A 22,091-nucleotide genomic window follows, 5' to 3' on the forward strand; every position below is an offset into this window, starting at 1 on the left:
GCTCACTGAACCGGTTAAGGTATCGAGCGTCAAGCGCTGGAAACACCGCGTTATTCGAACGTTATCGATGACGTCACGAGCCTGGGCTCGTCCGAGCGCACGCCTGAATCGGTTAACGGACGGCACCGGCCGTCAGGGTCCGAGCATGAGCGGGCCCGCTCACAACCGCTCCGGGGTGCGGATGCCGAGCAGGTGCAGACCCTGGTGCAGGACCCGGGCCGTCAGGTCGCACAGCACCAGCCGGCTCTCCCGCACCGGCCCCTCCGCCCGCAGCACCGGGCACCGCTCGTAGAACGCGCTGAACGCGGCGGCGAGCCGGTGCAGGTACGCGGCCAGGTGGTGGAACTCCAGGCTGCCGGCCACCGCGTCGACCACCGCCGCGAACCCGACCAGCTCGACGGCGAGCGCCCGCTCGGCCGGCTCGGCCAGCGAGATCCCCGCGTCCGGACGCGCGGTCACGCCGGCCCGTCGGAAGATCGACCGGATCCGCGAGTACGCGTACTGCAGGTACGGCGCGGTGTTGCCGTCCAACGCCAGCATCCGCTCCCAGTCCAGCACGTAGTCCTTGTGCCGGTCGCCGGACAGGTCCGCGAACTTGATCGCGCCGATGCCGACCGCGCGCCCCACCTCGGCCGCCTCCGCCTCGCCCAGCTCCGGATTGCGCTCGCGGGCCAACGCGGTTGCCCGCTCCACCGCCTCGGTCAGCAGGCCGACCAGCTTCACCGAACCACCGGCCCGGCTGCGCAGCATCCGGCCGTCCGCACCCAGGATCGACCCGAACCCGACGTGCTCGGCCCGCGCCGGCGGGGTCAGCCAGCCGGCCTGCGCGGCGGCCGCGAAGACCATCTCGAAGTGCCGCCGCTGCGGCAGCCCGACCACGTAGAGCAGCCGCGTCGCGCCCAGCGTGCCGGTCCGGTGCCGCAGCGCCGCCAGGTCGGTCGCCGGGTAGCCGTACCCGCCGTCGGACTTGCGCACGATCAGCGGCAGCGGCTCGCCGTCACGCCCCACCGAACCCGGCGGGAACACGCACTCCGCGCCGTCGCTGCGCCGCAGCAACCCGAGCCGGTCCAACTCGTCGACGGTGGGCGCGAGCAGATCGTGGTAGCTGCTCTCCCCCCGGAAGTCGGCCCGGGACAGGGTCACGTCGAGCAGGTCGTACACGGTCAGGAAGTAGCTCTCGGACTGGGCCACCAGCAGCCGCCACAGCCGGAGCGTGGCGGGATCGCCGCCCTGCAACGCCACCACCCGCGACCGGGACCGGTCCCGGAACGCCGCGTCGTCGTCGAACTTCCTCCGCGCCGCCGTGTAGAACGTGTCCAGGTCCCCCATCGACAGCTCCTGCGCCGCCTCGGCCTCGCCGAGGTCGACCAGGTGCTCGATCAGCATGCCGAACGGGGTGCCCCAGTCGCCCAGGTGGTTGGCCCGCGACACCCGGTGCCCCAGCCACTCCAGCGTCCGCGCCGCCGCGTCGCCGATCACCGTCGACCGCAGGTGCCCGACGTGCATCTCCTTCGCCACGTTGGGCGCCGAGTAGTCGACCACCACGGTCTCCGGCGTGGCGGCCACCGGCACCCCGAGCCGCGGATCGACCGCGAGCGCGGAGACCATCCCGCCGAGCGTCCGGTCGGCCACGGTCAGGTTCAGGAAACCCGGCCCGGAGACCTCGACCGCCGCGCAGAGGTCGGCCAGCTCCGCGCGCTCCCGCACCTCCTCGGCGACCGCCCGCGGCGGCCGGCCGAGCCGCCGGGCCAGGCCCAGCGCCGCGTCGGACTGGAAGTCCGCGTGCTGCGAGCGCCGCACGACCGGGTCCACCGGTACGCCGGCCACCGCCGCGAACGCCGGCGCCAGCCGGTCGGACAACAACTTTTCAAGATCCATCGGTACGCCGATCTCGCTCGGATCCGTCGCGCGGATCACCGGTCGGGACTGCGGCGGAACGAGGACGATCGACGACGACCGGCGGCTCGATCCGCCGGTCGCAGGAGGGGAAGGCTCAGCGCAGGCGGTCGCGGGACCGCCGGCGTCGCAGCGCGCCGAGCCGGACGTCGGAGGACGCCGTCGGGTACGCCTGCGCGCTGGTCATGTCGGCAGCGTAACCGGCCGGTCCGGGGTACGCGCAACCGCGTACCCCGGACCGGCGGGTCGTCAGGCCGGCGTGGCCACGGCCTTGCGGTAGCGCTCGGCCCGTCGCCGCACCTGGGTGTACGCGCCGGTCAGACCCATCGCCCGGCGGGCCTCGACGAGCGTGCGGCGCACCTCGGCGCGGGTCCGCTCGGTGCCGGCGACGATCAGCTCGTCGACCAGACCGGGCTGCGCCTCGATCCGGGCGCGGCGCTCCCGGATCGGGTCGAGGAACCGGTTGAGCGCGGTCGCCAGGGCCTCCTTGACCTCGACGTCACCGACCCGGCCGGCCCGGTAGCGGGTCCTGAGGTCCTCGACCTGTGCCCGGTCCGGGTTGAAGATGTCGTGGAACTCGAAGACCGGGTTCCCCTCGACCGTCCCGGGCACGTCGGCGCGGACCCGGTTCGGGTCGGTGTACATCCCCATCACCTTGCGGCGCACGGCCGCCGCGTCGTCGGCGAGCGCGATCGCGTTTCCCCTGCTCTTGCTCATCTTCCCGGCGCCGTCGGTGCCGACCAGCGTGGGTGTCTCCGACATGATCAGGTCGGGCACCGGGAAGACCTCGCCGTAGAGGTGGTTGAACCGGCGGGCGATCTCCCGGGTCACCTCGACGTGCGCGGCGTTGTCCTTGCCCACCGGCACGACCTGCCCCTTCACGCAGAGGATGTCGGCGGCCTGGAGGACCGGATAGCCGAGCAGCCCGTACGGCATCTCGTCCCTGCCCGCGTCCCGACTCATCTCCTTCAGCGACGGCACCCGCTCCAGCCGGGGCACCGTGACGAGGTTCTGGAAGAGCGTGTTCAGGTCGCCGACCTCGGGGATCGCCGACTGGAGATAGAACGTGGCCCGGTCCGGCTCGACACCGGCGGCGAGGATGTCGGTGACCATCTCCCGGGCGTTGTGCGCGACCCGCTCGATGTCGGCCCGACTGTTGCGGGTGGTGAGCATGTGCAGGTCGGCGATGATGAAGAAGCTCTCGTAGCGCTGGTGCAGCCGCACCCGGTTGGCGATGCTGCCGACGTAGTGGCCGAGGTGCAGCCGCCCGGTCGGGCGGTCGCCGGTGAGCATGCGTGCTGAGGACATGGTGGTACGCCTTTCGTGCCGGTCGCTGGCGGGGACGCGCGGATGCGCGGGCCGACCCGGGTGGCCCGGATCGGTGGAGGCGGGCTCGTCAGAGCGAGCGCCGCCATCGCCCGCCGGCGCGGAACCGCAGCCCGCCGGCACGAAGGACGTCGAGAATCTGCTCCCGGCCGTCGTCGGCACGGCGACCCCGGAGACCGACAGGGGTCTCCGGGTCGCAGGTGTTCGACCGGGGCATGTCTGACACGGTAGCGGCTCGCCGGCGCCGCCGGCTGCCCCTCAGGCGGTCAGTGCTGCCGGTAGCTCTCCGTGTAGTAGCTGCCGACCCGGTCCCGGTAGTCGGGCCGGCCGAAGTCGTCCGGGTCGAACGCCGGGGACTCCTTCACCTGATCCCGCGTGCGGTCCACGTGCACCACGCGCTCCAGGTGGTCGACCCGGGCGACGGTGCCCGCCGGCAGCAGCACCTTCTTCCCGAAGATCCAGGGCCCGGTGTCCACCACCAGGTACCGGGCGTCGGCGTCCTCGCTCGCCTCGTCGATCGAGCCGATCCGGCCGTCGGTCGCCTCCACCCGGTAGCCGGTGAGGTCGATCGGCGTGCCCGGGCCGGGCGCGTCCGGTCGGTCGTCAGCGTCCCCGGAGCGCTGCTGCGGCACGTCGTCCGGGTCGGTCTGCTGGTAACCCCCGGCGAGAGCGGCGGGATCCCGCCAGGACCACGGGTTGAACGGCTGCATCACGGCACCTCCGGATCGTCGTCTCGGCACTATCGACGGTGCCCGGCCGAGCGCCGCCGGAAACGCGGACGCAATTTTGAATTCACCTCGCCTCATTCCTGCGAGATAGCTCATAGCCCGCGCCGTATCGTCTCCGCCCCAGTTCAGGGCCGCTACGACGGTCGGTCGGCACATCGGCGGACCAGCCGTGGTGTGACCGGCGCACATTCGGCGGCGGCCGCCGCGTCGACCATTCTCTGCCCGCATCGGTGGCAGCGAACAAAGGAGTGCAGATGCAACGGCTCATTCGACGCGTCGGTGTCTCGACGGCCGCGGCGGTCGCCCTGGTCGCGCTCACCGGCGCCACCCCGACGTCGCTCCCCGAGGCGCTCTGCGGCCCCGGCTACGCCGCCGTCGACCAGGACCCGATCCACGACGCCGCCACCGGGGAGCCGCTCGGCAGCGTGCACCTGCTGCGCAACCTCCTGACCGGCTACGGCTGCGCGGTCACCGTCAAGTCCGCGTACGCCGGCACGTTCACCGAGACCCGCGTCTACGTCGGTCCGGAACACCTGCCCTTCGTGGTCGACCAGGGCAGCCGCCGCTACGCCGCCGGCCCGGTCCACGGCTACGTCCGCGCCCGGTGCGTCGTCTGGGGCGGCTCGATGACCGACCCGTCGGGAGTGGTCCACCACCACGACCGGGCCAACCCGGCCATCGGTGGGGCGGTCACCTGCTTCTGACGTCTCCGCTCCCGGCCGGTGGGTCGGGCCGTCCGCGCGCGCCGGCCGTTCCGTTCCTCGGGTCCACGGGCGGGTCGGATCGTCCGGCCCGCCGGCGCCGGGAGCTGCCGCTGGCATACTGGCCGACCATGGTTCTGTCGCGTGGCTGGTCGTTGTTCCTGCTCGGGGTCGGCGTGTGGACCTGGGTGATCTGGCCGAGGTTCGCGGTCGCCATCTGGAACGACCCGCGGGCCTGGTCCGCCGGCGTCGTCGGCGAGGGCGATCCCACCGCCTTCCTCTGGGTGCACGCTCTGCTCATCGCCGCGTCCCTGGCCATCGGGACGACCGTCGGCGTCCTCGGCCTCCGCGCCTGGCTCGCCACCCGCCGCCGCTGACTTCCTCCGCCCGCCCACGCCTACCTCTCCCACTCTCCCGGCGTTGACCAAGGAGTTTGCGTCCGTCAGGGACCGTTCTCCTGACCGGAACTCCTTGGTCAACGGGGCCGGACGAGGTGCCGAGCCGGCGCGGAAGTGGTGCTGAGCTGGGGAGATTTGCGGTCGAGGATGGTGTGACGCGGGACGCTACCCCTGGATTTGACGATCAAACCCGCAGACGCGTAACTTTCTCTCTGCCAGCGCGGAACGGGGCAAACGGGACGAAAGCCCGGGAGTGCCGAACCGAGGTGGTACCGGGTCGGACGGAGGCACTGCCTCCTGAGGACGCGGTCCGGGCGAGGCCCGCCGAAACGCCGCAGGGCGGATTTGGCGGAGCGGAACCGACCGGGTAAGGTTGTCGACCGGCAGGGCACCGGGCGAGCTTGCGGGAAACCGCAGCGGCCGGCCTGCCAAATCCGATGATCAAGCGCACGGCTTGCCGCTGCGTGCGGTCAGCGGCGCCAACCCGTACGAAGCATGACAGACCGGGACACACGGTTTGACACGGCGGAGACGGTGAGGTAACGTAGTAAAAGTGCCCGGCGCGAGAGCGGCGGACATGAACGAGATGCCCCGAGCGGGGTTCCACGGGTGTGGGGCTTCTGGTTGGTGTGTGGTTGTTCTTTGAGAACTCAACAGGGTGCTTGTAAAGCCAGTGCCAATTGTTTTATACCCCGGACTGGTCGGACCGTTTGGTTTGGCTGGTTGGGATTCCTTTGGCAACACTTTTGTTGCCAGGACATTGTGTCCGACAAATGATTTTTGTTGGAGAGTTTGATCCTGGCTCAGGACGAACGCTGGCGGCGTGCTTAACACATGCAAGTCGAGCGGAAAGGCCCTTCGGGGTACTCGAGCGGCGAACGGGTGAGTAACACGTGAGCAACCTGCCCTAGGCTTTGGGATAACCCCGGGAAACCGGGGCTAATACCGAATATGACCTCCGATCGCATGGTTGGTGGTGGAAAGTTTTTCGGCCTGGGATGGGCTCGCGGCCTATCAGCTTGTTGGTGGGGTGATGGCCTACCAAGGCGACGACGGGTAGCCGGCCTGAGAGGGCGACCGGCCACACTGGGACTGAGACACGGCCCAGACTCCTACGGGAGGCAGCAGTGGGGAATATTGCACAATGGGCGGAAGCCTGATGCAGCGACGCCGCGTGAGGGATGACGGCCTTCGGGTTGTAAACCTCTTTCAGCAGGGACGAAGCGTAAGTGACGGTACCTGCAGAAGAAGCGCCGGCCAACTACGTGCCAGCAGCCGCGGTAAGACGTAGGGCGCGAGCGTTGTCCGGATTTATTGGGCGTAAAGAGCTCGTAGGCGGCTTGTCGCGTCGACCGTGAAAACCTGGGGCTCAACCCCAGGCCTGCGGTCGATACGGGCAGGCTAGAGTTCGGTAGGGGAGACTGGAATTCCTGGTGTAGCGGTGAAATGCGCAGATATCAGGAGGAACACCGGTGGCGAAGGCGGGTCTCTGGGCCGATACTGACGCTGAGGAGCGAAAGCGTGGGGAGCGAACAGGATTAGATACCCTGGTAGTCCACGCTGTAAACGTTGGGCGCTAGGTGTGGGGGGCCTCTCCGGTTCCCTGTGCCGCAGCTAACGCATTAAGCGCCCCGCCTGGGGAGTACGGCCGCAAGGCTAAAACTCAAAGGAATTGACGGGGGCCCGCACAAGCGGCGGAGCATGCGGATTAATTCGATGCAACGCGAAGAACCTTACCTGGGTTTGACATGGCCGCAAAACTGTCAGAGATGGCAGGTCCTTCGGGGGCGGTCACAGGTGGTGCATGGCTGTCGTCAGCTCGTGTCGTGAGATGTTGGGTTAAGTCCCGCAACGAGCGCAACCCTCGTTCGATGTTGCCAGCGCGTTATGGCGGGGACTCATCGAAGACTGCCGGGGTCAACTCGGAGGAAGGTGGGGATGACGTCAAGTCATCATGCCCCTTATGTCCAGGGCTTCACGCATGCTACAATGGCCGGTACAATGGGCTGCGATACCGTGAGGTGGAGCGAATCCCAAAAAGCCGGTCTCAGTTCGGATCGGGGTCTGCAACTCGACCCCGTGAAGTCGGAGTCGCTAGTAATCGCAGATCAGCAACGCTGCGGTGAATACGTTCCCGGGCCTTGTACACACCGCCCGTCACGTCACGAAAGTCGGCAACACCCGAAGCCGGTGGCCCAACCCTTGTGGAGGGAGCCGTCGAAGGTGGGGCTGGCGATTGGGACGAAGTCGTAACAAGGTAGCCGTACCGGAAGGTGCGGCTGGATCACCTCCTTTCTAAGGAGCACCATCCACCGAAAGGTGGCATGGAGCCCGCGACCTGCGAATGTCGGGTCGGGGTGCTCAGATGGCGGAGACACTGGCAAGTCGGGTGCCGGCAACGGCCATGGTTCCTCTAGTACAGCTGCCCCTTTTGGGGGGTGGTGGGAACGAGTTCGTGGTGCGGCTGGTGACTGATGTAAGCACCCTGTTGGGTCCTGAAGGAACAACCACGGTTGTTTTTTCGGAACCATGCTTCTGCCCGTGGTGGTGGGAGACGGTTATCCAGGCATGGCCTGGTCTTGCATACCGCCGGCGGTGGTCGGGTTTGGTGTGGGGCTGTGGGTTGTGGGTTGGTTGTTTGTTGAGAATTGCACAGTGGACGCGAGCATCTTTGTGGTCAAGTTGTCAAGGGCGAACGGTGGATGCCTTGGCACCAGGAGCCGATGAAGGACGTGGGAGGCCGCGATAGGCCTGGGGGAGCTGTCAACCAAGCTGTGATCCCAGGGTGTCCGAATGGGGAAACCCGGCATCAGTCATGTGATGTCACCCGCACCTGAACACATAGGGTGTGTGGGGGGAACGCGGGGAAGTGAAACATCTCAGTACCCGTAGGAAGAGAAAACAAATAGTGATTCCGTGAGTAGTGGCGAGCGAAAGCGGATTGAGGCTAAACCGGCTGCGTGTGATACCTGTCAGGGGTTGCGTGGTTGGGGTTGTGGGACCCTGCTGAGTGTGCTGACACGCACTCGAGGAGTTACAAAGCTGGTGGCTAGTCGAACAGTCTGGAATGGCTGACCGTAGACGGTGATAGTCCGGTAGGTGAAAGTTGCCAGTCTTCTGTGGGTGTTCCCGAGTAGCGGCGGACTCCTGAAATCTGCCGTGAATCTGCCAGGACCACCTGGTAAGCCTAAATACTTCCTGGTGACCGATAGCGGACGAGTACCGTGAGGGAATGGTGAAAAGTACCCCGGGAGGGGAGTGAAATAGTACCTGAAACCGTTCGCCTACAATCCGTCGGAGCCTTGCGGGGTGACGGCGTGCCTTTTGAAGAATGAGCCTGCGAGTTAGTGGCATGTGGCGAGGTTAACCCGTGTGGGGGAGCCGTAGCGAAAGCGAGTCTGAATAGGGCGTATTCAGTCGCATGCTCTAGACCCGAAGCGGAGTGATCTAGCCATGGGCAGGCTGAAGCGCGGGTAAGACCGCGTGGAGGGCCGAACCCACCAACGTTGAAAAGTTGGGGGATGACCTGTGGTTAGGGGTGAAAGGCCAATCAAACTCCGTGATAGCTGGTTCTCCCCGAAATGCATTTAGGTGCAGCGTCGCGTGTTTCTTGCCGGAGGTAGAGCACTGGATGGTCTAGGGGGCCCACAAGCTTACCGAAATCAGCCAAACTCCGAATGCCGGTAAGTGAGAGCGCGGCAGTGAGACTGCGGGGGATAAGCTTCGTAGTCGAGAGGGAAACAGCCCAGATCACCAGCTAAGGCCCCTAAGCGTGTGCTAAGTGGAAAAGGATGTGGGGTCGCATAGACAACCAGGAGGTTGGCTTAGAAGCAGCCACCCTTTAAAGAGTGCGTAATAGCTCACTGGTCAAGTGGTTCCGCGCCGACAATGTAGCGGGGCTCAAGCACACCGCCGAAGCTGTGGCATTCACATTTCAACCTCGCTTGGACTTGATTCCTTGTGCAGGTGTGTGGATGGGTAGGGGAGCGTCGTGCCGGGGGTGAAGCAGCGGGGTGACCCAGCTGTGGACGCGGCACGAGTGAGAATGCAGGCATGAGTAGCGAAAGAAGGGTGAGAAACCCTTCCGCCGGATGACCAAGGGTTCCAGGGCCAGGCTAATCCGCCCTGGGTGAGTCGGGACCTAAGGCGAGGCCGAGAGGCGTAGTCGATGGACAACGGGTTGATATTCCCGTACCCGCGAAAGAGCGACCCTGATGAACCTCGTTGTGCTAACCATCCGAGCTGCTGGACGTCTTCGGACTGATGGTGGTGAGCGTGGGAACCTGGCGGGTAGTAGTCAAGCGATGGGGTGACGCAGGAAGGTAGCTGATCCCGGCCGGTGGTTGTGCCGGGGTAAGCGTGTAGGCCGTACCGTAGGCAAATCCGCGGTGCATGTAGGCTGAGACGTGATGCCGAGCCGATTCAGGTGAAGTCAGTGATCCTATGCTGCCGAGAAAAGCCTCTAGCGAGTTCTGAGCGGCCCGTACCCCAAACCGACACAGGTGGTCAGGTAGAGAATACCGAGGCGATCGGGCGAACTGTGGTTAAGGAACTCGGCAAATTGCCCCCGTAACTTAGGGAGAAGGGGGGCCGGAGACGTGAAGCCCCGCGCGGGTGGAGCGTTGTATGGCCGCAGAGAGCAGGGGGAAGCGACTGTTTACTAAAAACACAGGTCCATGCGAAGAAGTAATTCGATGTATATGGACTGACGCCTGCCCGGTGCTGGAACGTTAAGGGGACCTGTTAGCTCTTCGGGGCGAAGCGGAGAACTTAAGCGCCAGTAAACGGCGGTGGTAACTATAACCATCCTAAGGTAGCGAAATTCCTTGTCGGGTAAGTTCCGACCTGCACGAATGGCGTAACGACTTCCCCACTGTCTCAACCACAGGCCCGGCGAAATTGCATTACGAGTAAAGATGCTCGTTACGCGCGGCAGGACGGAAAGACCCCGGGACCTTTACTATAGCTTGACATTGGTATCTGAATTAGCTTGTGTAGGATAGGTGGGAGCCGGTGAAGTCCATACGCCAGTATGGGTGGAGGCAATCTTGAAATACCACTCTGGTTGATTTGGGTATCTAACTTCGGACCGTTATCCGGTTCAGGGACAGTGTCTGGTGGGTAGTTTAACTGGGGCGGTTGCCTCCTAAAGGGTAACGGAGGCGCCCAAAGGTTCCCTCAGCCTGGTTGGCAATCAGGTGTTGAGTGCAAGTGCACAAGGGAGCTTGACTGTGAGACTGACAGGTCGAGCAGGGACGAAAGTCGGGACTAGTGATCCGGCACTGGCATGTGGAAGCGGTGTCGCTCAACGGATAAAAGGTACCCCGGGGATAACAGGCTGATCTTCCCCAAGAGTCCATATCGACGGGATGGTTTGGCACCTCGATGTCGGCTCGTCGCATCCTGGGGCTGTAGCAGGTCCCAAGGGTTGGGCTGTTCGCCCATTAAAGCGGTACGCGAGCTGGGTTTAGAACGTCGTGAGACAGTTCGGTCCCTATCCGCCGTGCGCGTAGGATACTTGAGAAGGGCTGTCCCTAGTACGAGAGGACCGGGACGGACGAACCTCTGGTGTGCCAGTTGTCCCGCCAGGGGCACGGCTGGTTAGCTACGTTCGGAAGGGATAACCGCTGAAAGCATCTAAGCGGGAAGCTCGCTTCAAGATGAGGTATCCCACCCACTTTGTGGGGTAAGGCCCCCAGCTAGACGACTGGGTTGATAGGCCGGAAATGTAAGCCCGGTAACGGGTTCAGTTGACCGGTACTAATAGGCCGAGGACTTGACTACCAAGCTGCTACGCGTCCACTGTGCAACTCTGAACAAACACCACCCGACCTGGGTTGGTTGACATGTTCATAGAGTTACGGCGGTCATGGCGGAGGGGAAACGCCCGGTAACATTCCGAACCCGGAAGCTAAGCCCTCCAGCGCCGATGGTACTGCACTCGGGAGGGTGTGGGAGAGTAGGACACCGCCGGACAATCTTCAGCTCAGGGCCACCCCGCACGGGGTGGCCCTGACGCATTTCCCCCGCCGGTCCGGCCGGAATCACCACGGCCGGCCCGGGCTGTCTCGTACCGTCGGTCGGGGATCCTTCCGTGCGCCCGGCCGCCCCTGGCGGCTACGGAAACGTGACGTGGCGTACGGCGGGTTCGTGATCGGGACGGACCGGCCGGGGTACAGGAGTGGTCATGGAGATCGGAATCATCGGGTCGGGGCACATCGGGGGCACCCTCACCCGTCGTCTGAGTTCACTGGGCCACAACGTGACGGTGGCCAACTCCCGCGGGCCGGAGAGCCTCGCCGACCTCGCCGCCGAGACCGGCGCGCGGGCGGCCGGGCTGGAGGACACCGTCCGGGGCGCGGAGCTGGTGGTCGTCGCGATCCCGCTCAAGGCGGTGCCGCAGCTGCCGGCGGCGCTCTTCGACGGCAAGCTCGTCGTCGACGCGAACAACTACTACGCCCAGCGCGACGGTGAGATCCCGGAGCTGCTGGACCGTAGCCTCAGCTCGAGCCGCTGGACGGCGGACCACCTCAAGGGCGCACGGGTGGTCAAGGTCTTCAACAACATTCAGGCCGCGCACCTGATGGACAACGGCAAGCTGGCGGGCGCCGCGGGCCGGATCGCCCTGCCGGTGGCCGGCGACGACGCGGACGCCAAGCGGATCGTCATGGGGCTGGTGGACGAGCTGGGCTTCGACCCGGTGGACGCCGGCACGCTGGACGAGAGCTGGCGCCAGCAGCCGGACACGCCGGTCTACGGCACCGACCGCGACGCGGACGGCGTACGGGAGGGCCTGGCCGCGGCGCGGCCCTGAGAACCACTGAGAACAGCGAGAGGCCCCGCCGGCCATGCCGGGCGGGGCCTCGTCGTGTGCGCGGGTCAGGCGCCCGGCTCGGGTGCGCAGATGAAGCGCGGCTCCGGGTCGTAGCGCCAGCTGAACTTCTCCCGCTTGATCACCTTGCCGTCCTTCTTGATCACCCGGTACGCGTCCTGCGCGAACCCCACGCTGCCCGCCGCGGCGATGCAGTCCGGCCCGGGCTTCAGGTAGACGGTCTTCGGCTGGGTGATGTTCCGACGCGGGCCGTACTCGGTCTTCACGCTGTCGTAGATCTTGGTGCTCCAGATCGACACGGTGATGGTGCTGGACGTGTACGACGTGTCGATGAGCACGCCGTGCGGCGTGTTGTTGCGGAACTTGAAGTCGAGCTGGGGCCAGAAGATGGTCGACTCGATCACGGCCGGGTAGCGGCTGAAGTAGAACGAGTGCGGCTTGTGCTCGACGTCCTGCATCCCGGCGTAGTAGGTCGCGTTGAACAGCGTGGTGGTGAACTGCGAGACACCGCCACCCACCCCCGGCACCAGCTTGCCGCCCACGATCGTCGGCGCGTCCTGGTAGCCCTGGTCGTAGCCGCGCTCACCGGTGTGTCCGTTGAGCGAGAAGATCTCCCCCGGCTTCACGATCGTTCCGTCCACGTCCTTCGCGGCCTGGACGATGTTCTGGCTACGCGGCGAGGAGAGGCCGCCGGGGAACCGGGTGGTGAAGGTGGAGACGCGTTCCTTGATGCCCAGCTCCGCGAGCGCGGCCTCGGTCAGCTCCGGCGCGGCCGGCTTGAGCTCGGCGCTGACCGAGCGGCCGGTCGACCTGGGCAGCACCGCGAGCAGGGCGGGGCCGAGCGCGGCGGCGTCGACCTGGCGACCGGCACGGCTCGGCACCACCTTGGGTTTGCCGCCGCTGATGGTCAGCCCGGCGTCGCGCGGTTCCACCTCGAGCGTGGCCAGCTTGCCGCCGAGCGCGGCACGCAGCCGCTTGACGTCGACCCGGGGGGTGAGCGTCCCGGCGTCGTCGGCCGAGAAGCGCAGCGACCGGGCGATGGCGGCAGGTGGGATGGTCACCGACCCGCCGTCGGTGGTGAGCGTGACGGGTGCGGAGACGGCCGGCCGGGCCAGCTCGGCGACGAGGCGGTCGACCTCCTCGCGGGTGGTCGCCGGCCACTTCTCCACCAGCGGCACGGTGACCGGCCGGGCGGCGAGCCAGCCCGACGTCACCGCCTCGGTGGCGCCGGCCGTGTCCACGGTCAGCGCTGGCTTCGGGTAGACGGGCTTGGGAGTGGTGCCGGTCCAGATGATGGCCGGCATGGTCATCTCCCGGCCCTGGGAACCCATCGCCTTGCGCAGGGCGGCCTCCAGCCGGGCGGGATCGACGGTCACCACCGGCTCGACCGTGCGGGACCCGACGAGCCGGCTGACCGCGTGCGCGTCGGCGGCGGCGGCGGCCGCGACGGTGGCGTCCACGTCGATGGCGAGCCCGACGTCCGCCGGCTTCAGTTCGGTCTTCTTCTCGCCCACGGTCATCGTGAGCGGGGCGTTCAGCGTCTCGGCGCGGCGCTCCAGCTCGGCGCGGAGCGCCCGGGCCGCGTCCGCCCGGCTCCGACCGCCCAGCTCGGTGCCGAGCACGGTGGTGCCGCGGGGCACGTCGCCGGCGTAGGCGTAGGCGCCGACGCCGACGCCCGCGGCGAGCACGGCGGCGGTGAGCCCGCCGGCCAGCAGCAGCCGGCCGCGCCGGGACCGCCCGGGCTTCTCCCCGCCGCCCGTGTCGGGCGGTGTGGCGACCGGCTCCAGCTCGACGCCGGGCCAGCTCACCGCCGCCACCTTGATGGTGGGCCGGTCGTCGGCAGCCGGCATCTTCTCGCCGTACATCGTCACTGCAACCTCGATCGGAAAGACACGCGGGGACCGCTTCCCCCGCGGGAGACACCTACGGTAACCAACGCTCGAGCCGGTCGGGAGTCTCCGGCCGGCAGTCGTGTCGGGCGAGTGCCGGTGTCGTACCCGTCACCCGTTTCGGGCCCCCGCTCCGTGGCCGGTCGTGGCACGGTGGGCGGGTGCGGACGGATGACCGGGTGGTGGCCGCGTACGGCGGTGGGTGGCTGGACCGGGCGGCGGCGTTGCGCGGCGACCCGGCCTGGCTGGCCGGGCGGTTGGCCGATCCGGAGAGCGTGGTGCTGCCGCTGTGGCGGGACCGGTGCCTCGTCGACGCCGGGCGGACGCCGGTGCGACCGGCGGTGGCCGGTGCGGCCGGCCTGCTCGCCGCCGCCGACGAGACGGTCTTCCTCGGCTTGGCGGAGGGCCGGGCGGTCTTCGCCGCCGACCTCTCCGGCCGCGCCGAGGGCGAGGCTCGCGACCTGGCCGGCGCCGTCGAGGCGGTGGACGTCCGGGCCCTGGTGGGCGGGCTGGGGGCGGCCGAGGCGGCCGTCCAGGCGTACGCGAAGGGGTTGCTGCACTGGCACCGGGGTCAGCGGTTCTGCGGTGCGTGCGGTGCGGCGACGGTCGCCGGGGCGGGCGGGCACACCCGGGCCTGCACCGGCGGTGGGTGCGGTCGGCCGCTCTTTCCCCGGATCGAACCTGCGGTGATCATGCTGGTGGAGGCGTCCGGTGAGCCGGAGCGTTGCCTGCTGGCCCGGCACCGTGGCGCCGGCGAGGACTCGTGGTCGCTGCTGGCCGGGTTCGTGGAGATCGGCGAGAGCCTGGAGGACGCGGTTCGGCGGGAGCTGGCCGAGGAGGCCGGGATCGCGGTGCGCGGGGTGGTCTACCAGGGTTCGCAGGCGTGGCCGTTCCCGGCCGGGCTGATGGTCGGCTTCCGGGCGACGGCGGCGTCGACGGAGGTCCGGGTCGACGGTGCGGAAGTGGTGGAGGCGCGCTGGTTCACCCGGGACGAGCTGCGCGCCCGGGTCGCCGCCGGTCGTCCGCTCGGCCGGATCGACTCGATCGACCGCCACCTGCTGGGGTCGTGGTTGGACGGCCGGAGCTGACCGGTCTCCGGTCGTCGTCGCGGGTCGGCCGGACGGGTGATCGGCACCTCACCCTCAGCGGCTTGTCAGCTGGCCGTTACCGAACTGTGATGTTTGACCGTGATGGCTACCACAGGTGAAACCTCTGCGCCATCGTGTCGTAATCAGGCCGGTTTGCCCGGGGCCGCTTGTCGCCGGGACGTTAACCGATGGTAACCGTAGGCGATCTTGATACCACAGCTGTGTTACCCGTCAGTAGCAAGGGGCTTGTGAGGTCTGTCGCTTCGCGAGAGCATCCAATCCGCGACCGCGCGGCCCGTTCGGCACAACGGCACCCGCGCCGCCCCGCAGCTTTCCGTCCCGCGTCGCGTCCCGCGTCCGGAGACGCACCCCCGTCGAGGAGGACCTTGTGAGTGAATCGGAGAACCGCGAGCTGAGTGGCGGCACCCGCTGGCGGCGCTTCGCCGCGGTGATGGTGCCCGCGACCGTCGTGGCCGGCGGCATCGTGCTGGGTATGGCCAACGGCGCCATCGCGGCGTCGTTCGCCGTGTCGGGCCAGACCTTCAAGGTCGGCGCCTCGAAGCTGGAGGGCACCGGCTTCAAGCAGTACGGCGGCATCGCCAAGGAGTCGGACGGCACCCAGCACCCGGTCGCCGTCTCCGAGATCGCCGACGCCAAGCTCTACGACCTCTGCCAGTCGGTCAACGCCAGCATCCCCGGCGTGCCGATCGTGCTGACCATCAACGCCGGCGGCGGCGGCAAGCCGGCCACGGCCACCAACCTGCTGATCGACATGGACTCGCTCGAGGGCGACGCCCGGTTCGAGAACATCAAGATCGGCCGGGACGCGGCCTCCATGAACCCGGCGCAGCCGGTCGTGCCGAAGTCCTTCGGCCAGAGCGCCGACGCGGTGACCATCACGGACCTGGAGCAGGTGGCCCGTTCCACCAGCGCCGGCGTCTTCACCCTCAACGGCCTGAAGCTCAAGGTCAACGTGGGCAAGGACGCCAAGGAATGCTTCTGATCTGAACTCGAGGCCCGCGGAGGGCGCCCTCCGCGGGCCTCGACCATGTCTCACCCCGTCAGCACCGCCAGGAGGAGTACGTGACAACCGCCGAAACGCAGCAGGCCCGGCCCGGTCGGCTCGGCCAGGCGTGGCGTGGCTTCCGCCGGTGGCGCCGGGCGCGGCCGTTCTGGGGCGGGCTCTTCACCACCCTGGCCGGCCTGGAGATCTTCGCCACCACCCAGCTGAGCCTCAACGGCCTCACCTTCCAGATGGGGCCCACCGGCTTCCTGTCCTGGCTCATCCCCACCATCCTCGTGGCCTGCGGCATGCTGCTCTGGTTCAGCCCGGCGCAGCGCATGTTCTACGCGGTGGTCGCGGCGATCACCGCGCTCTACTCGCTGATCGGCGTGAACCTCGGCGGCTTCTTCATCGGCCTGCTGCTCGGCATGGTCGGCAGCGCGCTCGGTTTCGCCTGGGTGCCGCGCAAGGGCCCGGCCGCCGACGTGCCTCCGGCGGAACCGACCGACGACGAGCCGGTCGAGGAGCCGGCCGACGAGCCGGAGCCGGCCCTGGTCGACGAGCTGCTGCCCCGGCAGCGGGAGGACGACACCACCGGGGTGCTCACCGACACCCTGCCGGAGCCGCGCAACCCGCTGCGGGAGTCGGCCCCGGCGGAACCGGCCGTGGACGCGCCGCCCGCGGACGCGCCGCGTGGTTCCGGGCAGCCGCCCCGGGCGTACGCGATCCTGCTGGTCCTCGCCGTCTCCGCGGCCGGACTGGTCACGATCCGCGACGAACGGCCGGCGATCGCGGCGCCGGCGGCCTGCCCGACCACCTCGGCCCCGGCGCCCAAGCCGTCCGCCTCGAAGACCCCGACGGCCTCCCCGTCGGCCAGTCCGAGCACCACCGCGCCGGCCGAGCCGGCGGAGGAGAAGGACGGCAACCTGCTGACCGACATCGTCGACGGCATCACCGGCCTGTTCACCGGCGGTGACGACGACAAGGCCGAGCCGTCGCCGTCGCCGTCCGCGTCGGCCGTGGCCGCCGCCGCGGCGACCCCGAGTGGGAGCGCCACGCCGAAGCCCAGCGGCAGCGCCAAGCCGTCGACCCCGGCCGAGCCGGGCGCCGACTGCGACGACGACAAGCCGGCGCCGACCAAGCCGAAGCCGGTCGAGGAGGGCAAGCCGCTGCCCAAGCTGGCCGCCGACCCCGACCAGCCGATCGTCGCCGACCCGCCGTCCCGGCTCACCGGCTCCAAGGTCACGATGACGGGGCTGCGCTTCGAGGGCATCGTCGAGCTGCCCACCCGCGACGGCACGCTCAAGTGCCTGAAGTTCACCATGGACAAGGCGGTCACCGACGACTTCACGCTGCTGGCCAGCGGCCCGGCCGGCAAGAAGCAGCGGTACGTGACCGACCGGCTCACCGTCGAGGGCGACGTCGCCTTCTACGCCACCCGGTTCGTCGGCTACCTGCTCGGCATCAAGATCACGCTGACGCCGGACCTGCCCTTCCCGGACGGCATCCCGATCACCTCGCCGATCCCGATCAGCTTCACCGACCCGGTGATCGAGCTGGCGTACGAGAACTCGAAGTCACTCACCGCCCGGCCGGTGCTCCGGGTCGACCTGGCCTGACCGGCGCGGACAGCGAAACGGCCGGGAGCCGGAGGGAACTCCGACTCCCGGCCGTCGCCGTGCTCAGAGCCGGGCCAGCGCCCGGCGCAGCGGGTCGAGCCCCAGCGCCCCCAGGTCGAGCGCCTGGCGGTGGAACTCCTTCAGGTCGAAGTCGGCGCCCTTGCGGGCCTTCGCCTCCTCCCGCGCCTGCAACCAGATCCGCTCGCCCACCTTGTACGAGGGCGCCTGCCCCGGCCAGCCCAGGTAGCGGTTCAGCTCGAAACGCAGGTTCTCGTCCGGCACCCGGCAGTGCGCCCGCATGAACTCCCAGCCCAGCTCCGGCGTCCAGCGCTCGCCCGGGTGGAAGCCGAACGGGTTGTCCGCCGGAATCTCCAGCTCCAGGTGCATGCCGATGTCGACGATGACCCGGGCCGCGCGCAGCGCCTGCCCGTCGAGCATGCCGAGCCGGTCGCCCGGGTCGGCCAGATAGCCCAGCTCGTCCATCAGGCGCTCGGCGTAGAGCGCCCAACCCTCACCGTGCCCGGAGACCCAGCAGAGCAGCCGCTGCCAGCGGTTGAGCAGGTCGGCCCGGACGGCCGTCTGGGCGACCTGGAGGTGGTGGCCGGGCACGCCCTCGTGGTAGACGGTCGTCACCTCGCGCCAGGTGGAGAAGTCGGTGATGCCCTGCGGCACCGCCCACCACATCCGCCCCGGGCGGGAGAAGTCCTCGCTCGGGCCGGTGTAGTAGATGGCGCCGTCGCTCGTCGGCGCCAGCCGGCACTCGATCCGGCGGACCTGCTCCGGGATGTCGAAGTGGGTGCCGTTCAGCTCGGTGATCGCCTTGTCCGCGAGCTCCTGCATCCAGTCGCGGAACGCCTCCTTGCCGCGCACGGTCCGCGCCGGGTCGGCGTCGAGCGCGGCGACGGCCTCGTCGACCGTGGCGCCCGGACCGGCGATCTGCCCGGCCACGATCCGCATGTCGGCCTCCAGACGGGCCAGCTCCGCGAACCCCCAGGCGTACGTCTCGTCCAGGTCGACCTTGGCGCCGAGGAAGTACTGCGAGGCCAGTTCGTAGCGCTCCCGGCCGGCGGCCTGCTTCTCCCGCCCCACCGGGGCCAGCTCGGTGCGGAGGAACTGACCGAACTCGGCGGTGGCCGCGGTCGCGGCGGCGGCGCCCTTGCGCAGCTCCGCGCCGAGCGCGCCGTCCGCGTCGAGCCGCTCGACCAGGCCGTGGAAGAAGTTGTCGCCCTCCGGGTCCACCCAGACGTCGCACTGCTTGGCCACCTCGACGAGCTGCACCCGCGAGCTGACCCGGCCCTCGGCGGCGGCCTCGCGCAGCGTGCGCTTGTAGCCCTCCAGCGCCGAGGCGAAGCGGTTGAGTCGGGTGGCCACGTTGGCCTTCGCCTCCTCGCCGTCGGTCGGCATCAGGTCGAAGACCATCCGGATCTCGTGCAGGCCGCTCTCGATCACGCTGATCTCGCTGGTGGTCTCCCCGGCGTCGTGCCGGGCGAGCTCCAGGCCGAGGCGCTCCTGCATCGCCTCCTTGGCGGTCCGCTCCGCCTCGGTCTCCGGCTCGGTCACGTCGAGCTGGCCCAGCGTGCGCCGGGTCAGGTCCGCCCGGGCCGCGTAGCCGTCCGGCGTGAGGTCGTCGAGCTGGTCGTCGTAGCCGGCGATGCCGACGTAGGTGGCGCCGGTCGGGCTCAGCGGAGCCCACTCGGCCACGTACCGGTTGGCGAGGTCATCGATTCGTCCCACGGGCGAACCCTACGTGACCGGGCCACCCCGGTGTCGACAGCGTTTGCCGTGTTCGCCGGCGGCGACCCGACGGCTCAGGGCAGCAACTCGACCGGATCGAAGTCGATCGTGAAGGGTGCGTCCAGCTTGAGTCGTTGGCCGCTGACCGCCTGCGCCGTGCTGACGTAGCCGCCGTCGCGGAGGGTGAGGAACTCGACGCCGACGTGACGGATCTGGCGGACGACCCGCACCCGCATGAAGTACGGGACGCCGGCCTCGGCGCAGCGGCGGGGCTTGTCCACGAAGTCCTGACGGCGGCTGCCGGGCGACACGAACTCGACCGCCATGGTGCACAGCCGCACCGGGATCCAGCGATCATCCTGGTCGGTCTCGGGCAGCGCGTGCAGGACGGTGAGGTCGGGCTGGATCCAGCGGTCCGGGCTGAAGGTCAGGTTCACCTGGCCGAAGACGAAGTAGCCGGCTTCCTTCGCCGCGGGCTTGAGCAGATGCAGCAGCTCGCCCTCGGCATAGCTGTTGGTGCCGGTCTCGGCGGGGGTCATGACCAGCCTTCCGTCGATGCACTCGTAGCGCGCGTTCGGCAGCTCGCGCAACGGGAGGTAACGGTCGGCGAGCTCGGTGGTCCACATCCCGTCGAAGTCGACGAGCGGATCGAACGGCGTGGGCATGGCCATCGACGTCCCACCTCCTCGGCTGGTCAACGCCTCCACTGTAAGGCGGTTGCTGTGGTGGTCGACACGGCGTCTGAATTTCGCGCGACATCGTCGTACCCCGGGGGCAGAGTGTCAGGGGTGACAGTCGAGACCACTCCTGACCCCGCGCCGCTGCGGAGCTGGCTGCCCGGGTTCGTCGCGCTCGCCGCCATCTGGGGCTCCAGCTTCCTCTTCATCAAGGTGGGGGTGGCCGAGCTGCACCCCGTGCACCTCACCCTCTTCCGGGTCGCCACCGGCGCGGTCACGCTTCTGGTGGTGCTGGCCGTGCTGCGTGACCGGCTGCCCCGCGAGCCCTGGGTCTGGGCGCACATGCTGGTGGTCGCCGCGTTGGGCGTTGCGCTGCCGTTCACCCTCTTCGGCTTCGGCGAGCAGCGGGTCGAGTCGATGCTGGCCGGCATCTGGAACGCCACCACGCCGCTGATCGTGCTGCCGCTGGCCGTGCTGGTGTTCCGCACCGAGCGGCTGACCGCGCGGCGGGCCGTCGGGCTGGGGCTGGGCTTCGTCGGCGTGCTGGTGGTGCTCGGCGTCTGGGAGGGCGTGGGCGGCGCCCACTTCACCGGCCAGCTCATGTGCTTCGGGGCGGCGGCCTGCTACGGCCTGGCGATCCCGTACCAGAAGAAGTTCATCGCGGGCAGCGCGCACTCCGGGCTGTCGCTGTCGGCGGCGCAACTGCTCGTGGCCACCGCGCAGCTCGCGCTGGTCGCGCCGCTGGTGGCGGGGGCACCCCCGATGCCGACCGACCTCTCGCTGCGGGTGGTGGCCAGCGTGCTCGCGCTCGGCGCGCTCGGCACCGGGCTGGCCTTCGTGATCAACATGCGCAACATCCGGCTGGCCGGGGCGAGCACGGCGTCCACGGTGACCTACCTGATCCCGGTGTTCGCGGTGCTGGTCGGCGCGGTGGTGCTCGGTGAGCGGATGAACTGGCACCAACCGGTCGGCGCGCTGGTGGTGCTCGTCGGGGTGGCGGTCGCGCAGGGCCTGTTCGGCAGGCGTGGACGCCGGCCGGAACCGGTGGCCCCCGCGGCCCGCACGGTCGAGCCGGCCGCCCGGGGCTGACCGCTCAGCCCCGGCCAGCCGTCCACTTCACCAGGCGGTCGGCCGTCCACGTGTTGACCACCCGGTCCGCCGGCACGCCGCAACGCGCCGCCCGCTCACAGCCGAAGCGCTGCCAGTCGAGCTGCCCGGGCGCGTGCGCGTCGGTGTTGATCGCGAACCGGCAGCCGGCCTCCAGCGCCCGGCGGATCAACCGCTTCGGCGGGTCCTGCCGTTCCGGCCGGGAGTTGATCTCGACGGCGACGTCGTGCTCGGCGCAGGCGGCGAAGACGACGTCCGGGTCGAACTCGCTCTCCTTGCGGGTGCGGGCCCGGTGGCCCCGGTCGCCCGGCCCGGTCACGCCCGCCGGCCGGGACGAGACCATCCGGCCGGTGCAGTGGCCGAGGATGTCCAGGTGCGGGTTGCCGATCGCGGCCAGCATCCGGCGGGTCATCCGCGCCCGGTCGTCGCTCAGGCCGCTGTGCACCGAGCCGACCACCACGTCCAGGCGGGCGAGCAGCTCGTCGTCCTGGTCCAGCGAGCCGTCGGCGAGGATGTCGACCTCGATGCCGGTGAGGATGCGGAAGCCCTTCGGCAGCGCCTCGTTCACGGCGGCCACGTGGTCGAGCTGCCGGCGCAGCCGGTCGGCGGTGAGACCCCGGGCCACCTTGAGCCGGGGCGAGTGGTCGGTGAGCACCACGTACTCGTGCCCCAGCTCGACCGCCGCCAGCGCCATCTCCTCGATCGGCGAGCCGCCGTCGGACCAGTCGGAGTGGGTGTGGCAGTCGCCGCGCAACGCGTCCCGCAGCCGCGCCGCCTCCTCGTCCAGGTCGGTGCCCTCGGTGGCGACCAGCCGGCGCAGGTAGACGGGTTCCTCGCCGGCCAGCGACTCGACGACACAGCGGGCGGTCACGTCGCCGACGCCGGCCAGCTCGGTCAGCTTGCCGGTGCGGGCCCGCTCCGCCACCTCCCCGGCGGGCAGCGCGCCGAGCGCCGCGGCCGCCGACCGGAACGCCCGGACCCGGTAGGTGGCCTCGTTCGCCCGCTCCAGCAGGAACGCGATCCGGCGCAGGTCGGCGATGGGGTCCCGGGCAGTCATGCCCTGGAACCTACGCGCTCGCGCCGCCCGCCGGGT

The 22,091-nt window shown here is 69.0% G+C and carries 14 protein-coding genes, 3 rRNA genes and 1 pseudogene; 10 read left to right on the top strand and 8 right to left on the bottom strand.

Going from position 1 to position 22,091, the window contains the following annotated elements; genetic code table 11:
• Positions 1 to 159 precede the first annotated feature (159 nt).
• The 4 genes from argS to CO540_RS20815 form a co-directional block, all read right to left on the bottom strand.
• Complete coding sequence (argS, locus tag CO540_RS20805; RefSeq protein WP_099164876.1) at positions 160 to 1,878, bottom strand: arginine--tRNA ligase; 1,719 nt, start codon at positions 1,876 to 1,878, stop codon at positions 160 to 162.
• A gap of 267 nt (positions 1,879 to 2,145) precedes the next feature.
• A complete protein-coding gene (gene trpS, locus CO540_RS20810) occupies positions 2,146 to 3,204 on the bottom strand; it encodes a tryptophan--tRNA ligase (RefSeq protein WP_099163313.1) in 1,059 nt (352 codons plus the stop codon).
• Positions 3,205 to 3,292: 88 nt separating this feature from the next.
• Positions 3,293 to 3,439: a hypothetical protein gene (locus tag CO540_RS30220; RefSeq protein WP_157779165.1), complete on the bottom strand. Its 147-nt coding sequence runs from the start codon at positions 3,437 to 3,439 to the stop codon at positions 3,293 to 3,295.
• A gap of 49 nt (positions 3,440 to 3,488) precedes the next feature.
• The gene (locus CO540_RS20815; RefSeq protein ID WP_099163314.1) at positions 3,489 to 3,932 is read right to left on the bottom strand and encodes a PRC-barrel domain-containing protein; all 444 of its coding nucleotides are present in this window, start codon (positions 3,930 to 3,932) and stop codon (positions 3,489 to 3,491) included.
• A gap of 272 nt (positions 3,933 to 4,204) precedes the next feature.
• Between CO540_RS20815 and CO540_RS20820 the strand changes: the two genes are divergently transcribed.
• From CO540_RS20820 to CO540_RS20845, 6 genes are all read left to right on the top strand, one after another.
• Positions 4,205 to 4,654, top strand: coding sequence for a hypothetical protein (locus tag CO540_RS20820; protein ID WP_157779166.1), 450 nt, complete (start codon positions 4,205 to 4,207; stop codon positions 4,652 to 4,654).
• Positions 4,655 to 4,782: 128 nt separating this feature from the next.
• The gene (locus CO540_RS20825) at positions 4,783 to 5,028 is read left to right on the top strand and encodes an SCO4848 family membrane protein (protein WP_099163316.1); all 246 of its coding nucleotides are present in this window, start codon (positions 4,783 to 4,785) and stop codon (positions 5,026 to 5,028) included.
• An 801-nt stretch (positions 5,029 to 5,829) separates the two neighbouring features.
• Positions 5,830 to 7,344 (top strand): 16S ribosomal RNA (locus tag CO540_RS20830).
• 380 nt (positions 7,345 to 7,724) lie between these two features.
• Positions 7,725 to 10,833 (top strand): 23S ribosomal RNA (locus CO540_RS20835).
• A gap of 75 nt (positions 10,834 to 10,908) precedes the next feature.
• Positions 10,909 to 11,025, top strand: a 5S ribosomal RNA gene (rrf, locus tag CO540_RS20840).
• The 16S, 23S and 5S rRNA genes sit together here, the layout of an rRNA operon.
• Before the next feature lie 211 nt (positions 11,026 to 11,236).
• On the top strand, positions 11,237 to 11,863 hold the full coding sequence (locus CO540_RS20845; RefSeq protein ID WP_099164877.1) for an NADPH-dependent F420 reductase: 627 nt from the start codon (positions 11,237 to 11,239) through the stop codon (positions 11,861 to 11,863).
• 65 nt (positions 11,864 to 11,928) lie between these two features.
• Here the strand turns inward: CO540_RS20845 and CO540_RS20850 are convergent, their stop codons facing one another.
• Positions 11,929 to 13,746, bottom strand: a complete 1,818-nt coding sequence (locus tag CO540_RS20850) for a VanW family protein (RefSeq protein WP_172968053.1) — start codon at positions 13,744 to 13,746, stop codon at positions 11,929 to 11,931.
• A gap of 185 nt (positions 13,747 to 13,931) precedes the next feature.
• On the opposite strand from CO540_RS20850, the gene nudC reads away from it, so the two are divergent.
• The 3 genes from nudC (at position 13,932) to CO540_RS20865 (ending at position 17,480) form a co-directional block, all read left to right on the top strand.
• Complete coding sequence (gene nudC / locus CO540_RS20855; protein WP_099163318.1) at positions 13,932 to 14,858, top strand: NAD(+) diphosphatase; 927 nt, start codon at positions 13,932 to 13,934, stop codon at positions 14,856 to 14,858.
• Between the two features lie 451 nt (positions 14,859 to 15,309).
• The gene (locus CO540_RS20860) at positions 15,310 to 15,861 is read left to right on the top strand and encodes a DUF6230 family protein (RefSeq protein WP_099164878.1); all 552 of its coding nucleotides are present in this window, start codon (positions 15,310 to 15,312) and stop codon (positions 15,859 to 15,861) included.
• 80 nt (positions 15,862 to 15,941) lie between these two features.
• The gene (locus CO540_RS20865; protein ID WP_099163319.1) at positions 15,942 to 17,480 is read left to right on the top strand and encodes a DUF6114 domain-containing protein; all 1,539 of its coding nucleotides are present in this window, start codon (positions 15,942 to 15,944) and stop codon (positions 17,478 to 17,480) included.
• A 63-nt stretch (positions 17,481 to 17,543) separates the two neighbouring features.
• Here CO540_RS20865 and CO540_RS20870 read toward each other — a convergent pair whose 3' ends face one another.
• Complete coding sequence (locus CO540_RS20870) at positions 17,544 to 19,214, bottom strand: DUF885 domain-containing protein (RefSeq protein ID WP_099163320.1); 1,671 nt, start codon at positions 19,212 to 19,214, stop codon at positions 17,544 to 17,546.
• A 74-nt stretch (positions 19,215 to 19,288) separates the two neighbouring features.
• Positions 19,289 to 19,912, bottom strand: coding sequence for a Uma2 family endonuclease (locus CO540_RS20875; protein ID WP_216642294.1), 624 nt, complete (start codon positions 19,910 to 19,912; stop codon positions 19,289 to 19,291).
• A gap of 90 nt (positions 19,913 to 20,002) precedes the next feature.
• On the opposite strand from CO540_RS20875, the pseudogene CO540_RS20880 reads away from it, so the two are divergent.
• Positions 20,003 to 21,102 (top strand): annotated as a pseudogene (locus CO540_RS20880) (DMT family transporter); the annotation flags it as partial.
• Here CO540_RS20880 and CO540_RS20885 read toward each other — a convergent pair.
• Positions 20,985 to 22,055: a PHP domain-containing protein gene (locus CO540_RS20885; protein WP_099163322.1), complete on the bottom strand. Its 1,071-nt coding sequence runs from the start codon at positions 22,053 to 22,055 to the stop codon at positions 20,985 to 20,987. The pseudogene CO540_RS20880 and the gene CO540_RS20885 overlap by 118 nt on opposite strands.
• Positions 22,056 to 22,091 lie beyond the last annotated feature (36 nt).

Source organism: Micromonospora sp. WMMA2032 (genome assembly GCF_002688545.1).
GTDB classification, from domain to species: domain Bacteria; phylum Actinomycetota; class Actinomycetes; order Mycobacteriales; family Micromonosporaceae; genus Micromonospora; species Micromonospora sediminicola.

Coding starts and splice junctions, on each gene's coding strand:
- argS (WP_099164876.1), bottom strand. CDS start 1,878: ATGGATCTTGAAAAGTTGTTGTCCGACCGGCTGGCGCCGGCGTTCGCG.
- trpS (WP_099163313.1), bottom strand. CDS start 3,204: ATGTCCTCAGCACGCATGCTCACCGGCGACCGCCCGACCGGGCGGCTG.
- CO540_RS30220 (WP_157779165.1), bottom strand. CDS start 3,439: ATGCCCCGGTCGAACACCTGCGACCCGGAGACCCCTGTCGGTCTCCGG.
- CO540_RS20815 (WP_099163314.1), bottom strand. CDS start 3,932: ATGCAGCCGTTCAACCCGTGGTCCTGGCGGGATCCCGCCGCTCTCGCC.
- CO540_RS20820 (WP_157779166.1), top strand. CDS start 4,205: ATGCAACGGCTCATTCGACGCGTCGGTGTCTCGACGGCCGCGGCGGTC.
- CO540_RS20825 (WP_099163316.1), top strand. CDS start 4,783: ATGGTTCTGTCGCGTGGCTGGTCGTTGTTCCTGCTCGGGGTCGGCGTG.
- CO540_RS20845 (WP_099164877.1), top strand. CDS start 11,237: ATGGAGATCGGAATCATCGGGTCGGGGCACATCGGGGGCACCCTCACC.
- CO540_RS20850 (WP_172968053.1), bottom strand. CDS start 13,746: ATGTACGGCGAGAAGATGCCGGCTGCCGACGACCGGCCCACCATCAAG.
- CO540_RS20860 (WP_099164878.1), top strand. CDS start 15,310: ATGGTGCCCGCGACCGTCGTGGCCGGCGGCATCGTGCTGGGTATGGCC.
- CO540_RS20885 (WP_099163322.1), bottom strand. CDS start 22,055: ATGACTGCCCGGGACCCCATCGCCGACCTGCGCCGGATCGCGTTCCTG.